Source organism: Pseudoalteromonas fenneropenaei, assembly GCF_042643375.1.
Classification (GTDB): Bacteria; Pseudomonadota; Gammaproteobacteria; order Enterobacterales; family Alteromonadaceae; genus Pseudoalteromonas; species Pseudoalteromonas fenneropenaei.
The window spans coordinates 314564-329707 of the sequence record NZ_JBHRSD010000010.1 but is presented as its reverse complement, the minus strand read 5'-3'; the positions used below and the strand labels follow the sequence as shown (position 1 = coordinate 329707).

Genomic DNA, 15144 nt, shown 5'->3' with positions numbered 1-15144 from the left:
TATATTGTTTAAAGTACTGCAATATCAATTTGCTGGTGCGCGTTTGAGGTAGCTGGTTAAAACGTGCGCAGCCTATGGGTATTACAGCGAAAACATACTTATTAGTAAATAGCCTATTGCACAAAAAACAGCAAACTCTAAACACGCCACCCCAATATTATCCTGATGGTCAACTTCAAGACCAATGTCCACTTTTGGCAACGATAAATGCTTAAGAATAAAAGTCCCGCTGTATAAAATCAGCCACATGGCACTGCAATGACTGAGTAGCGCGAACAAGTTGTCGACCAATTTGGCATCAACATAAGGGGCGCTGCCCAATCCTGCGTACAGAGCTAAAGCTAACCCTATGGTTTTGCCCGCGTAACGAATGCCGATGGAGGTATTGGCGAAGTTGAAGTTGTCCTGCAACGAAGCACCCTGATTAAAGCGTGCGAAGCGTGATTCGCGTAGTTTGCTGTCGAGCGCGAAGATACCTTGCAGCAGGAAAAACGCCAAAGTCACAATCAACAGGTTTGATACGCCTTGCGGATGCACCCAGCGATAAAGGCCAAGCACGATAATGCAGTTGGCTAGCAGCATGCCTGAGTCGACCATCGCCGCGCAAATATTCTGCTTGAGAATGGCATGCTCTTCATTGAAGCGATGTAAAATCCATTTACGATGAATAAGCTGGCCAATAAAAATAAAAGTAAAAAACAAGCCTATTAGTAAAATAACCCGCAGTGGTCGTTGCTGTGCAGTATGTAAACTTATCTCTTCAAACAAGAACGCAATACTGATGCATACCACCGCAACTTGGCTAGCATAACTTATCCCCAACGCAAAGTTGTCACGCTGCGCCAATTCATCCGACAGAGTTTGTTTGGCGCGCCATTCGGTAAAGCGGCGTAGCGTGATAACTGCAGCACAGACCACCACAAAACTAACTAGGATGGCTAAAAAATTAATATTCGCTAAAGACAAAGCACTCATACAAAGTGTAAGGTTGATGGCTGAATAACTGCTACTATAACGGCATTTTTTAAAACCCCCAAATGATTGAGCCTACGTCGAAAATTGGAGATTTCGCTATGTCTGCAAAGTTCCCTGCTACTTTAACTGCACCGCTTTTAGCGCTGGCACAGCAACGCTGCGCAGAATTAGGCGTAGTTGCACCATTTGACACAGGTCTGATGCGTTTGCTGGCACTGAGTGATTTTGCCTTTCGGGTGTTGCAAAACCGCCCTGAGCTGGTTGCTTGGTTACAAGATGAAGCGGGTATGCAACTGCGTGATACCCCAGAGCCGCTGCCAGAATCATTAGCACAGCTTGACGATGCCAGTTGTATGCGGCTCTTGCGTCGTTATCGCCAGCAATATTGGCTTAAGATCATGTGGCTAGATTTAGTCAAAGGGAATGATATCGCAGACAGCATTGCTTATGTTTCTGCTTTGGCGGAAACACTGATTGCTGCGGCCAACCGCTGGGCATATGCACAAGTGGCACAAAGTAGTGGTGAACCGCTCGACGAACACGGTTTTGCGATGCCTATGTTGGTGCTAGGCATGGGTAAATTGGGGGGCGGAGAGCTGAACTTTTCCTCTGATATAGACTTGATCTTTGCTTATCCAAGAGCGGGCAGCACAGTTGGCGGACGCCGCAGCGTAGAACATCAAGTGTTTTATACCAAAGTGGCGCAAAAATTAATTGCTGCGCTTAATCAAGTCACGGCTGACGGTCAGGTATTTCGTGTAGACATGCGACTGCGGCCATTTGGCGACAGTGGGCCGCTGGTAATGAGTTTTGCTGCTATGGAAGACTACTATCAAGAGCAAGGGCGTGAGTGGGAGCGCTACGCTATGCTTAAAGGGCGCTTACTTGGTCAAAGCAATCATTACTGGCAGGAGTTTTATGCGCTGCTACGACCCTTTGTTTACCGCCGTTATATCGATTTTTCGGTGATTGAATCGCTGCGCAAAATGAAGCACATGATTGCACAGGAAGTCCGGCGTAAAGGTTTAGTGGATAATATAAAGCTCGGTGAAGGTGGGATCCGCGAAGTCGAGTTTATTGTTCAAGCGCTACAGATGATCCGCGGTGGTCGTGAAAAACCTCTGCAAGTGCAGTCCTTGTTGCACGCCATGCAGGTGCTTGAGCAATTGCAAATTGTGCCATCTGATGTGGCACATAAACTCACTAACAGCTATTTGTTGCTGCGCCGCGTAGAGCAGTATTTGCAAGCTTTTGATGACAAGCAAACCCAAACTCTACCAGAACGTGAGCTCGACAAACAGCGCTTAGCATACTTACTAAACTGTAATGATTGGTCGGCTGTGCTCGCGGCAATAGAAGTACCCATGCTGCAAGTGCGCGATGAATTTAAGCAAGTAATTGGTGAAGAGCCGCTGGAAGCTGCCAGCCTTGCCGCTTGTTACCAATTGGCATGGGAGCAAAACGACTGGCACAGCTGCAATATGCTTGAGGATAGCGCCAAAAACGACTGGCAAGTTGCGCTCGAAACCTTCCAAGCTGCTTTAAATAAACGCCCCATTGGTGCTCGTGGTCGTGATATTTTGGATAAACTGATGCCACAAGTGTTGGCTAGTTTAGTTGACAATCAGCACACCACAGCCACCTTTACGCTGGTGGCGGAAGTCATAGAAAAAATCGCCTCTCGCACTACTTATATTGAGCTACTGTATGAGAATCAAGGTGCGCTCAATCAGCTGATTAAGCTGTGTGCCCATTCGCATTGGATAGGCGCACACATCGCCAGATATCCTATTTTGCTTGATGAGTTGATAGATCCCGCCATGCTCTATCGGCCATTACCGCTGAGCGCCTACAAAACTGAGATCCGCCAATACTTTTTGCGCGTCGACAGTGAAGATCTCGAACAGCAAATGGAAGCGCTACGGCAGTTTAAGCAAACCCAACAGCTACGTATTGCCGCTGCCGATGCCACAGAAGTGCTAGATTTGATGAAAGTCAGTGACCATTTAACGGCACTGGCGGAAGCGATAGTGGAGCAAGCGGTCAACCTTGCGTGGCAGCAAATGGTTGCGCGTTACGGTATACCTCAAGGCTGTAGCGAAGCTGACAAAGGCTTTGCGGTCATCGCTTATGGTAAAACCGGCGGCTTTGAACTGGGGTATGACTCAGATTTGGACTTAGTATTTGTCCATAATGCCGATGGTCAAGCGCAAACGGACGGGGAAAAGGCGCTGCCTGCGCGGCAGTTTTATTTGAAATTGGCGCAGCGTTTAATGCACTTATTTAACACCCGTACCAGTTCAGGGATTTTATACGAGTTAGATACGCGTCTTCGTCCTGAAGGCAACTCAGGGCTGCTCGCCATCAACATTGAAAGTTACTACGAATATCAACGTGAACAAGCATGGACTTGGGAGCATCAAGCTCTAGTGCGAGCGCGGATGATTTATGGCGAAGAGAGTTTACAGCAGCGTTTTAAAGAAATTCGCCACCGTATTCTGACCTCGGAACGTGACAGCCAAAAGTTACGTGATGACGTGTTATCGATGCGTGAGAAAATGCGCCAACATCTCACCAAAGATACTGAGCAGACGTTTGATTTGAAACAAGGCTTGGGCGGCATGACGGACATTGAATTTATGGCGCAGTATTTGGTGCTTAACCATGCGGCTCGGGTGCCAAAATTAACGCGCTTCCCTGACAATATCCGTATTTTTGAACTGGCGGCAGAGGCGGAGGTCATAGACGACTCTATGCGGCACAACCTCACTCATGCTTACTGCTTATTTCGCGACACCTATCACCTACAAAGTCTGAATCAAATGGGCCGTTGTGTCGCTAAAGAACAATTTGCAGAAGCAAAGTCACAGGTCACAAGTGCTTGGCAAACGGTATTTAATCTTAAGAGTTAGGCTATTTTACAAACTAAAAAAGGGAGCATTAGCTCCCTTTTCAATTGGCGTAGCTGACTATTGTGTGAGCTTGCGACAGTTATCGCGGACAAATTCCGAAGGGTTTTCGGTGATCACCGCAGCGCGCTGGCGATGACAAAAAAACGTATACACTTCAAACTCAAAATCATCGTTAATAGCGCGGCCAACCTGGTAAAGAGTGGAGGTGAAGTTGCTATCAACTCGGAAATTATGTTTTACCACATAGTCTTTATCTAAGTACCAAAACAGTTCAATGTCTTCCTGACGAGCATAGTTAGCCAATACCCCTTTAAGTGTATCGCCGTTTTCAAAGCGACGAGCAGCGACGTCGCCTTTCCAATTTGCAGCAGTTGGCTTAACCACCAAGCCGCGTTGTGCTAATGCATCTTCAAGTGGGAAAGTGGGCTTACCTAGCTCAATAACAAATTTAGAGCGCTCAGTGTCTCTGTTGGTCACACTATTACGGAAGCTCTCATAAAATTGTGACAAACCTTGCGCTGCCGCATTAGTGGTTTGTTTCATATCCATTTTAGGGATAGTGCCGAATAAAAAGTAAGAGGCAGCAAAAATCAACACTCCAGCTAAGGAGAGGTGTTTTATCCAAAACCAAATATTCGAAAGTCTCCGCATCGTTCTCTTTTTCATGGTGTACTACAGTCCAAACTCTTCGGGTTAATACAGCGAAGGGTCTGATTCATTCGGCCGCGTTTTAAATCTGCGATGCACCCACATATATTGCTCTGGTGCCTTTGCTATAGCCGCTTCCATCCGTTGGTTTACGCGCGTGACGTCTTGTTTGCTATCAGCGCTTGGGAAATCAGCCAAAACCGGCATGATCTCTAAGTGATATTTACCTTGTTTATCTCGATATGAGGCTAAACTTAACGTCTCACAATATTCGCTACTGGCAAATAACAAAGTCCCGGTAGTGGTAGCGGTTTGCTCGACTGCAAAAAATGGTACAAACTCGCAGCGATTGCGTCCATAATCCTGATCCGGCAGGTAATAACATAATTTGCCGTCTTTCAGTGCTTTCAAGAGCCCTTTAACATCGCGTTTGCCAATTAAAAACTCATTCGAGCGTAACCGGCCGCGTGTCATCAGAAATTCCATCAGAGCATTATTATGTGGCCGATAAAAACCTATCCCCTGTTTATGTACGCCAAGCATACGGCTGGCCATTTCTAAATGCAACATATGGGGAACAAGCAATAATGCGCCTTTGCCTGCAGCTTGAATATGCTCAATGTGTTGTAAGCCTTGTACTGATCCATAGACACGGCGTAGACGCCACGCTGGCCACCACCAAGCCATACCGCTTTCAAAAGTAGCAATACCGGTTTGCTCTAAATTCTCTTTGACCAATTGTGTTTGCTGCTGCGCACTTAGCTCTGGGAAGCACAAGCGAATATTCACTGTCGCAATATGGCGACGTTTTTTCATTAAGCGATAAGCCAGCTTACCAAGTAAACGCCCCAAACCTATCTGTATAGACTGTGGCAGCCAAGATAAAGTATAGAGAAAAATAACACCCAACCAAGTTAGCCAAAATTTAGGTGCCAAAAATTGCCATTGAAACGGAGGTTTTGTAACCACAAGTACTACCTATAAACTCATCTTACCCATTAAGTGTAACGATAAAGCCCAAAAAAAACAAAAGCCAAGCACTATAAAAATGCTTGGCTTGACTAGATTTTAGAACCTTTTTCAGTCTAAAGGATTACTTTAAACCACGGTTGATTGCTTCTAAATCATCACGTGCCAACGTACCTTCAGCTTGCTTTAAGCGTAGCGTCGACATTACGTATTGGTAACGAGTGTCAGCTAAGTTACGTTTAGCGTTGTACAGGTTTTGCGTACTGATTAATACGTCAACAATTGTACGAGTGCCTACTTCAAAGCCTGTTTCCGTTGCTTTTAACGCACTCTCCGCAGAAATAACCGCTTGCTCTAACGCTTTGTAAGTGGCTACATCCGACATCACTTGATTGTACGAAGTGATCACTGAGCGCGTTACATTACGCATGCTGGCTTCTAAATCTTCGCTCGCCGCAACATATAGAGCACGCGCTTGATCAGTCGCTGCCTGAGTGCGGCCGCCAGAGTAGATTGGTACATTTAAGGTCAAACCGACATTAGTGGTGTCACCTCTTGGCGCATAAATACGGCCGTTAGAATCGACTAATGAGTCACCATAACTGGCTTGCAAGCCTAGCGTTGGGTAATGGCCAGCTTGCGCATTGCTGATACGGTCTTGAGCAATATCAACGTTCGCTTTTGCAACTTGCAACGCTAAATTACGCTCTTTGGCGGTATCAATAAAGCTATCCACTTGTTTTTGTGGTTTAACCGTTGAAAACGTCTCTGTATTTAGCGAGTCTAACTGAGCGTGATATTTACCGGTAATGGTACGCAGAGTTTCGCGCGCGGTTTCGACGTTATTTTGTGCAATGATTTCATTAGCGACAGCGCGGTCGAATTGCGCTTGGGCTTCGTGTACGTCAGTAATCGCCGTTAAGCCTACTTTGTAGCGTTGTTTAGTTTGTTCTAACTGACGCTCAATGGCACGTTTTTCAGCTTGTACGAACTCAAGGCTATCTAACGAGCGCAGTACCGCAAAATAACCATCGGCAATACGCACAATTAAATCTTGTTTGGCTTGCTCGTAAGAAGTGACTGCTTGCATGGCTTGTTTTTCAGCAATGCCAAGTTGGTCCCACTTAGCTAGGTCAAAAATAGTTTGACTTAAGCTAATTGAACGCGAAAAAGTGTCTTGGAAAGAATCCACTTTGGCATAACCTGTGCTGTCATCCTGAGCACCAGGCGCTGCATCACGATCCAATTGGCTATAAGACATTTCAAAACCAAGTTGTGGCAACAATACCCCAAATGCGCTGTCTTTTGCAGCGGCTTGGGCATCGGCTTGAGCTTTAGCACGCAATACAGTAGGGTCGTTTTGCGTTGCAATATCATATACTTGTATTAAATCTTCGGCATGAGCAATGCTGCTAAGTGCGCAACCTAACCCAACCAATAAAGAGAGAAGCGATTTTTTCATTGTTAGTGCAGTCCTTAGACAAATTTTGAGCTAAAGCCATGTTACCTTGTTTTTTCACAGAACCAAAAAAAAATAACGTAAATCAACTTGAGCAAATGTAACAGAATATAATAAACACAATTTACTGTCAGATATGACAATATTGGGATGAATTTTGTTATTCAAAGGGCAAAAAATGACTAAATCAACGATTTCGCAGTTCAGCGCTGCGGATGTAGAACTAGAGCAACCAAAACGGCTCTTCAATGGCTTTTTTAAAATAGAGGAATATCGCTTTCGCCATGCACTGTTTAATGGTGGTCAATCGCAAGAAATTCGCCGTGAAATATTAGAACGCGGTCACGCCGTTGCAGTCTTACCTTATGACCCTGTACGCGATGAGGTATTGCTGATTGAACAGATCCGTATTGGTGCGCTCGCGAGCAAAGCCTCACCTTGGTTACTGGAATGCATAGCGGGTATGGCGGAGGGCCGTGATGACTATGAAGCGGTAGCCCGTAAAGAGGCGTTTGAAGAGGCGGGTATTGAGCTTGAAGAGCTGCACTATATGACTTCGTATTTATCCAGTCCTGGTGGCACCACAGAACGACTATTCTTATATCTAGCACGCGCTGATTTGAGTCGAGCGGGTGGCATTTATGGGCTGGCCAGTGAAGGGGAAGACATCAAAGTGCATGTGATGTCTTATAGTGAAGCGTTACAGCGACTAAACAGTGAGGAAATTGATAACGCTGCCACAGTGATTAGTCTACAATGGTTAGCCTTGCATAAAACACAGATAATGGCTAAGTGGCTGGAGGAGTAAAAGCGGTGGGCTTACTGTCAACACAAAGTTATGTTCAATCGTTACCTAAGTACATTGCTTTGTGTGAGCGTAACTATTTGCGATTATTGAAGTTACTGCCAGCAGAAACGGTTGGTGCGTGTCACGAATATCATTTTGCTGGCGAGCATTACCGTTTGGTGGTGAAAAACTGTGAAAAATACACCACAGATGTGGATTTAATTAAAGATAAAGCCATTCACACTGAGCTGCCACTATGGCAGTTAACACTGCGCCTGTATCACGATGCGAAAGTCGCAGAAGTCGTCTATCCCAATTATCACCAACGCGTACGACCGTCATATGGCTATCCGAATCCAGATATGCACCAAAAAGATGAGAAATACCAAGTGAATGCTTTTTTGAGCGATTGGCTCTGCGCGTGTCTGGAAAATGGTCGCAGCACTTTTCACTGGGATGTTAATAATGACTTGGTTTGAAGATGGTTTTTCATTACACAAAGACCACGCGCTTATTGCCCACATTACCGATAGTCACTTGTTTGCCGACGAGCAGGGCGAATATTTTTCGGTTAATACTGCCGCGCATTTTCGCCGTGTGCTGACAAAGCTGAGTGAACTTAACCTCGATGCGATTATTTTTGGTGGCGATTTAACCCAAGACCATACAGCTGAGTCTTATCACACTTTTGCCCGACTGTTTGCTGAGTCAAAGCTCACTTGCCCGATGTTTTGGGTGCCTGGCAATCACGATGACATCGCGCTACTGCGTGATATCAGCCACGGTCAAATTTGTATGAGCAAAGTGCTGCGTACTAACAAATTGCAATTTTTACTCGCTAACAGTAAAGGTAGCACTCCTGCGGGCTGGTGCGAAGCCCAGCATCTTAGCGAGCTTGCCAACGCGATTAGTGATTTTGCTGGCAAAAGTGTGGTGGTATGCCATCATCACCCGTTACCTATTCAAGGTTATTTGGACAAGCATATTCTGGAAAATGGCCCATTTTTACTGAACGTTTGCGCCAACAGTGAAAAAGTTACGGCCATAGTTCATGGCCACGTCCATAATGATTATTTTCTCTGGTATCGTAACTTGCAGATTTACGCGACTCCGGCGACCTCAATTCAGTTCGAGCGCCACACCAAAGATTGGCAACAGCGTAACTTAGGCCCGGGCTTTCGTTTAATCGAATGTCGTGGCGATGCGATATCGACTTGGGTTGCATGGGCATGAGACTGATTTATGTCCATGGCTTTAATAGCTCAGAGCGTTCGGCCAAAGCGACACTAATTGGTAAGTTACTTGCGTCCACTCAGATTGATTACCAAGTACCACGTTTGCATTACGATCCGCGAATTGCGATGATGCAGTTAGAGGCTCTACTGACCCCAACAACGCGCTTGATAGGGAGTTCTTTAGGTGGATTTTACGCCACCTATCTATCACAACAGTATAATTTACCTGCGGTTGTGATAAATCCGGCGGTGAATCCCGCAGCTTTACTTGCGGACTTTCTCGGGCCTCAATACAATCCCTATCAGGATTGCCATTATGAATTAGGTGCAGAACACGTTGCGGCTTTAGCACAACTCTATCTGCCAACCTTGCCTTATCCGCAGCAATTATTGCTGCTACAGCAAATCGGTGATGAAGTGCTACCTTATTTACAAGCAGTGCAATATTACCAGACAACGCCGCAACGCATCGAATTTGCGGGCGACCATAGTTTTCAAGGGCTGGAACGGCACTTAGAGACTATTGTTAATTTTTTAAAAATCACGTAAAACTACAGCTCAAAAAACGATAAGAAGCCTATGACTCAGCAAAACTACAATGCCGAAGCGATTGAAGTCTTAAATGGTTTAGAACCGGTTAAACGTCGCCCTGGCATGTATACCGATACCACCCGACCAAACCATCTTGGTCAGGAAGTCATTGATAACTCCGTCGACGAAGCGCTGGCAGGACACGCCACCAAAATTGATGTGATCCTGCATGAAGACAACTCCTTGGAAGTCATCGACGATGGTCGAGGTATGCCAGTCGATATTCACCCAGAAGAAGGGATCCCTGGGGTTGAGCTTATTCTCACCAAGCTGCATGCCGGTGGTAAGTTCTCAAATAAGAACTATCAGTTTTCTGGTGGTTTGCACGGCGTGGGTATTTCGGTGGTTAACGCCTTATCGAAACGCGTTGAGATAAGCGTCAGACGCGACGGCCAAGTGTATGAAATGGCCTTTGAACATGGTGATAAAGTCGAAGACTTACAGGTCACAGGCACTGTCGGTAAACGCAATACCGGTACCAGCGTGCATTTTTGGCCGGACGAAAGCTATTTTGATTCACCGAACTTTTCTCTTTCAAAACTCAATCATTTGCTCAAAGCCAAAGCGGTATTATGCCCGGGGCTGCGTATTCGGTTTGTTAATAAACAAACCAAAGAGACGCAAGAATGGTTTTATGAAGCGGGCTTAAAAGATTATCTTAAAGATAGCTGCTCGGGCTATGAGACTTTACCAAACGACCCGTTTGTTGGCAGTTTTGCAGGTTCCACTGAGGGCGTAGATTGGGCCTTGCATTGGTTGCCGGAAGGCGGCGAATCGGTTACGGAAAGTTATGTTAACCTGATCCCAACCGCGCAAGGGGGGACGCACGTTAATGGTTTACGCCAAGGCTTGTTGGAAGCCATGCGTGAATTTTGTGAGTTCCGTAACTTATTACCCCGTGGTGTAAAACTGACTCCAGAAGATATCTGGGATAAATGTAGTTATGTACTTTCAGTTAAAATGCAAGATCCGCAGTTTGCCGGTCAAACCAAAGAAAAACTCAGTTCACGTTCTTGTGCCGCGTTTGTCTCAGGCATTGTGAAAGATGCGTTTAGTCTGTGGCTGAATGAGCACACCGACACTGCAGAGCTAATTGCTGAGCTGTGTATCAACAACGCGCAAAAACGCTTACGCGCAGCAAAGAAAGTGGTGCGTAAAAAGGTGACTTCAGGGCCAGCCTTGCCCGGCAAATTAACCGACTGCTCTGGTAGTGAAACCGAACGTGCGGAAATCTTCCTTGTAGAAGGGGACTCAGCAGGTGGATCGGCAAAGCAAGCGCGTGACCGTGAGTTTCAAGCCATTATGCCGCTGCGTGGTAAAATCTTAAATACATGGGAAGTGGAATCGGGGCAAATCTTAGCTTCGCAGGAAGTCCATGATATTTCCGTCGCATTAGGTATAGACCCTGATACTGACGACTTAAGCGGTTTACGTTATGGCAAAGTTTGTATTCTAGCGGATGCGGACTCGGACGGTTTACATATCGCAACTTTGCTCTGTGCCTTATTTGTTAAACATTTCCCGACTTTAGTGAAGCGTGGTCATGTGTTTGTGGCCATGCCACCGCTCTATCGTATTGATGTGGGTAAAGATGTGTATTACGCCCTCGATGAAGACGAGAAAAAAGGCATTTTGGATCGTATTGAAGCGGAAAAGAAACGCGGTAAAGTCAACGTACAGCGCTTTAAAGGCTTGGGTGAAATGAACCCGATGCAGCTACGTGAAACCACCATGGATCCAAACACTCGCCGCTTGGTGCAACTCACGTTAGATGACGAGGAGCAAACCTTGGAAATGATGGACATGTTGCTTGCTAAAAAGCGTTCTGGTGACCGTAAACAATGGCTTGAAGAGCACGGTGACCGTGCTTTGGTCGACTAAGGAGACGAGGATGAAACTCTGGTTAACTTTAGCTTGGACTGGACTATTGCTGGGCAGTACCAGCGTTGTCGCTAAACCTGAACTTAGCCGTTTGCAGCTACCTGCGGGTTATGAAGTGAGTTTATTTGCTGACAATGTTGTCAATGCAAGACAAATGGCCGTTTCGAAGCAAGGCATTGTATATGTAGGCTCGCGCAAAGCTGGTAAAGTACATGCTCTGGTTGACTTCAATAAGGATGGCGTGGCGGATAAAACTATCCTGTTGGCCGAAGGGCTAAATATGCCATCGGGCCTTGCTATCAAAGATGGTGATTTGTACGTTGCGGAAGTTAATCGCATTTTGCGTTTTAAACAAGTGGATAAGCAGCTCAATAAGCCAGAATACGAGGTGTTTTTTGATAAGCTGCCTGATAAAGCCCATCACGGTTGGAAGTTTATTCGGTTTGCCCCAAGTGGCGAGCTTATTATCCCAATCGGCGTGCCATGTAATGTCTGTAAGGAAGAAGCACCATTTGGTGAAATCCTTGCTCTGGATATGAACACTAAAACCCTGACCACTTGGGCAAAGGGCGTGCGCAACTCAGTCGGGTTCGATTTCCATCCACAAACCCAAGGTTTTTGGTTTAGTGATAACGGCCGCGACATGATGGGCGACGACATTCCGCCAGATGAAATTAATCGTCTTGGCGATATTGGCGAGCATTTTGGTTTCCCTTACATCCATGCGGGCAGTATTGCTGATCCTGAGTTTAATCAAGGCCGTAGCGCAGCAGAGTTTGTACCTCCTAAATTGGCGCTAGGCGCGCATGTGGCGCCACTGGGGATCCATTTCTATCGTGGTAAAGCCTTCCCGAGTGAAATGAAAAATAAACTATTTGTCGCTGAGCATGGCTCTTGGAACCGTTCAAAAAAGTCAGGTTATCGGGTGATGGTGGCAACCGTAAGAGACGGTTTAATCACTGCGTATGAACCTTTTGTAACTGGCTTTATGGCCAATGAGCAAACCTATGGCCGCCCAGTGGCATTTGCAGAACTGGATGACGGCAGTTTATTGGTTTCAGACGATTTTGCGGATGCCATTTACCGCATTACTTATACTCAGAAACCGTAATGGCACGTGCGCCAACAACGGCACTATGTTTGGGTATAATAAGAATAAATAGGGTTTGAAATGAGTGAGTTAGAAGCCCTCTCCTTGCAGGGTATTGAACAGCAGAGTATGGGGCGTTTTACCGAAGACGCTTATCTGAATTATTCCATGTATGTCATCATGGACCGTGCTTTGCCACATATCGGCGACGGTTTAAAACCAGTACAGCGCCGCATCGTTTACGCGATGAGCGAGCTTGGGCTCTCTGCCGCGGCGAAATATAAAAAATCGGCGCGTACCGTTGGTGACGTGTTAGGTAAATATCACCCCCATGGTGACAGTGCCTGTTACGAAGCTATGGTATTGATGGCGCAGCCATTTAGTTACCGTTATCCGTTAGTCGATGGGCAAGGTAACTGGGGCGCTGCGGATGATCCGAAATCTTTCGCGGCGATGCGTTATACCGAAGCGCGGTTGTCGAAGTTTTCCGAGGTGCTGCTTAAAGAATTAGGGCAAGGCACCGTCGATTGGACGCCAAACTTTGACGGCACCATGGACGAGCCAAAAGTGCTACCAGCGCGTTTACCACACATTATGCTTAACGGCGTAACAGGTATCGCGGTCGGTATGGCAACGGACATTCCTCCTCATAACGTGCGTGAAGTGGCGTCTGCTTGCTGCTTATTGCTTGATGAGCCAAAAACTTCACTAGAGCAATTGCTAGAAATAGTGAAGGCACCGGATTATCCGACCGAAGCGGAGATCATCACGCCGCGCAGTGAAATTGCCAAGATTTACAGCTCAGGTCGTGGCTCAATTAAAATGCGTGCGGTATATAGTGAAGAGCAAGGCGAAATTGTCATTACTGCGCTGCCGCATCAAAGCTCGGGTGCTAAAGTATTAGAGCAAATTGCCGCGCAAATGACCGCGAAAAAGCTTCCTATGGTGGCGGATTTACGTGATGAGTCTGATCATGAAAACCCCACGCGCATTGTGATAGTACCGCGTTCTAATCGCATTAAAATCGAACCTTTGATGGCGCATTTGTTTGCCACCACAGATTTAGAAAAGAGCTATCGCGTTAACCTCAATATGATAGGTTTGGACGGTCGTCCACAAGTCAAAGACTTACGGACGATTTTGGATGAGTGGTTGGTGTTTCGCCGCGAAACCGTACGTCGCCGTCTCCAGTACCGCCTTGATAAAGTGCTGGCGCGTTTGCACATTCTTGAAGGTTTATTGATTGCGTATCTCAATATTGATGAAGTCATTGAGATCATTCGTACTTACGATGAGCCAAAAGTGGAGCTTATGGCACGCTTTGGTCTCAGTGATAAGCAAGCCGAAGCCATTTTAGAACTTAAGTTACGTCACTTAGCTAAGCTAGAAGAGTTTAAGATCACCGGCGAGCAAGACGAGCTTAATAAAGAGCGCGATCAGCTAGAAAAAACCTTAGGCTCAGAGCGCCGCATGTCGACTTTGCTGAAAAAAGAAATTCAGGAAGCTGCTGAGCTATACGGTGATGAGCGTCGTTCACCTGTGATTGAACGTGCTGAGTCGCGTGCCTTGACCGAAAAAGAGTTGATGCCAACAGAAGCGGTTACGGTAGTGCTGTCAGAAAAAGGTTGGGCGCGTTTAGCGAAAGGCCATGATATTGATGCTGAGGGCTTGAGTTATCGCGCTGGTGATAGCTTTAAGGCTTTAGCTTATGGTCGCAGCAACCAACCTGCGGTGTTTTTAGATTCATCTGGGCGAGCATTTGCCACCGATGCGCATAGTTTACCGTCGGCTCGTAGCCAAGGTGAGCCGATGACAGGGCGCTTTAATTTAGCGCCGGGTTGTAATTTTGAACATGTCTTGATGGGCGAAGAGCAGCAGCATTTCTTGATGGCAACTGATGGTGGCTATGGCTTTATCGCTGAATTTAATGATTTAGTGTCGAAAAACAAGAGTGGTAAGGCTTTAGTCAGCATCCCAAGTGGCGCGCAGCTAATGGCGCCGATTGTGATTAACGATATTAGTACCGACTTATGTATGGCGATTTCCAACGAAGGCCGAATGTTGTTGTTCCCACTACGTGATTTGCCTAAGTTGGGTAAAGGTAAGGGTAATAAGATAATCTCCATCCCAAGTGCGAAAGTGCAAGCCAGAGAGGAATTCGTCAAAGTGTTGGCAGTGGTGCCAGAAGGAGCATCTGTGACACTGCATGCTGGAAAACGTAAGCTAACCTTAAAACCGGCGGATCTTGAACATTATTATGGTGAACGAGGTCGTCGTGGTAATAAGTTGCCAAGAGGGTTGCAGCGTGTGGACGAATATCAGATTGAGTACCTTGGTCAAGAAAGCCAGGATGCGCCTGCTGAGCCAGACACGCCACTCGAAAACAACTCCTTGTTCGACAACGAGGATTAAACACTAAGAGCCTGGTAATCCCAGGCTTTTTTATTTTCAGTTATAAACTAGCTTCAGTTGTGTTTTTACGCCTGTGGGCGCGACTTTATATCGGGCTGCGACGCACTCGGGCAATCAAGGCAAAAAAGGTCGGATGAGCTGGTGTGATAACGCTGCTTTTTTGTTGCAACTAAGCTAAAATAAGC

12 protein-coding genes are annotated in these 15144 nt (G+C 46.3%); 8 read left to right on the top strand and 4 right to left on the bottom strand.

What is annotated here, in order from left to right; genetic code table 11:
• Window positions 1-81: 81 nt before the first annotated feature.
• Window positions 82-975 (bottom strand): DUF350 domain-containing protein, encoded by an 894-nt coding sequence (locus tag ACFOEE_RS05565; RefSeq protein WP_377121751.1) that lies wholly within the window; start codon window positions 973-975, stop codon window positions 82-84.
• Window positions 976-1073: 98 nt separating this feature from the next.
• On the opposite strand from ACFOEE_RS05565, the gene glnE reads away from it, so the two are divergent.
• Entirely contained in the window at window positions 1074-3887 is a 2814-nt protein-coding gene (gene glnE, locus ACFOEE_RS05560; RefSeq protein ID WP_377121749.1) for a bifunctional [glutamate--ammonia ligase]-adenylyl-L-tyrosine phosphorylase/[glutamate--ammonia-ligase] adenylyltransferase, read from the top strand.
• A 57-nt stretch (window positions 3888-3944) separates the two neighbouring features.
• Here glnE and ACFOEE_RS05555 read toward each other — a convergent pair whose 3' ends face one another.
• The 3 genes from ACFOEE_RS05555 to tolC all read right to left on the bottom strand — a co-directional run bounded on the left by ACFOEE_RS05555 (window position 3945) and on the right by tolC (window position 6966).
• Window positions 3945-4538 carry a TcpQ domain-containing protein gene (locus ACFOEE_RS05555; RefSeq protein ID WP_377121747.1) on the bottom strand — a complete coding sequence of 198 codons (594 nt, stop codon included), beginning with the start codon at window positions 4536-4538 and terminating at the stop codon, window positions 3945-3947.
• A 42-nt stretch (window positions 4539-4580) separates the two neighbouring features.
• Window positions 4581-5504, bottom strand: coding sequence for an LpxL/LpxP family Kdo(2)-lipid IV(A) lauroyl/palmitoleoyl acyltransferase (gene lpxL, locus ACFOEE_RS05550; protein WP_377121745.1), 924 nt, complete (start codon window positions 5502-5504; stop codon window positions 4581-4583).
• Between the two features lie 124 nt (window positions 5505-5628).
• Entirely contained in the window at window positions 5629-6966 is a 1338-nt protein-coding gene (gene tolC, locus ACFOEE_RS05545; protein ID WP_377121743.1) for an outer membrane channel protein TolC, read from the bottom strand.
• A 175-nt stretch (window positions 6967-7141) separates the two neighbouring features.
• Between tolC and nudF the strand changes: the two genes are divergently transcribed.
• The 7 genes from nudF to parC are packed head-to-tail and all read left to right on the top strand — an operon-like array spanning window position 7142 to window position 14959.
• Window positions 7142-7771 (top strand): ADP-ribose diphosphatase, encoded by a 630-nt coding sequence (gene nudF / locus ACFOEE_RS05540; RefSeq protein WP_377121741.1) that lies wholly within the window; start codon window positions 7142-7144, stop codon window positions 7769-7771.
• 5 nt (window positions 7772-7776) lie between these two features.
• On the top strand, window positions 7777-8229 hold the full coding sequence (locus ACFOEE_RS05535) for a DUF1249 domain-containing protein (RefSeq protein WP_377121739.1): 453 nt from the start codon (window positions 7777-7779) through the stop codon (window positions 8227-8229).
• The gene (locus tag ACFOEE_RS05530) at window positions 8216-8983 is read left to right on the top strand and encodes a metallophosphoesterase (RefSeq protein ID WP_377121737.1); all 768 of its coding nucleotides are present in this window, start codon (window positions 8216-8218) and stop codon (window positions 8981-8983) included. The genes ACFOEE_RS05535 and ACFOEE_RS05530 overlap by 14 nt, the downstream gene beginning before the upstream one ends.
• The gene (locus tag ACFOEE_RS05525; RefSeq protein WP_377121735.1) at window positions 8974-9534 is read left to right on the top strand and encodes a YqiA/YcfP family alpha/beta fold hydrolase; all 561 of its coding nucleotides are present in this window, start codon (window positions 8974-8976) and stop codon (window positions 9532-9534) included. The genes ACFOEE_RS05530 and ACFOEE_RS05525 overlap by 10 nt, the downstream gene beginning before the upstream one ends.
• A 30-nt stretch (window positions 9535-9564) precedes the next feature.
• Window positions 9565-11457, top strand: a complete 1893-nt coding sequence (parE, locus tag ACFOEE_RS05520) for a DNA topoisomerase IV subunit B (RefSeq protein ID WP_377121733.1) — start codon at window positions 9565-9567, stop codon at window positions 11455-11457.
• Between the two features lie 10 nt (window positions 11458-11467).
• Window positions 11468-12568: a PQQ-dependent sugar dehydrogenase gene (locus ACFOEE_RS05515; RefSeq protein ID WP_377121731.1), complete on the top strand. Its 1101-nt coding sequence runs from the start codon at window positions 11468-11470 to the stop codon at window positions 12566-12568.
• A 60-nt stretch (window positions 12569-12628) separates the two neighbouring features.
• Window positions 12629-14959 carry a DNA topoisomerase IV subunit A gene (gene parC, locus ACFOEE_RS05510; protein WP_377121729.1) on the top strand — a complete coding sequence of 777 codons (2331 nt, stop codon included), beginning with the start codon at window positions 12629-12631 and terminating at the stop codon, window positions 14957-14959.
• Window positions 14960-15144 lie beyond the last annotated feature (185 nt).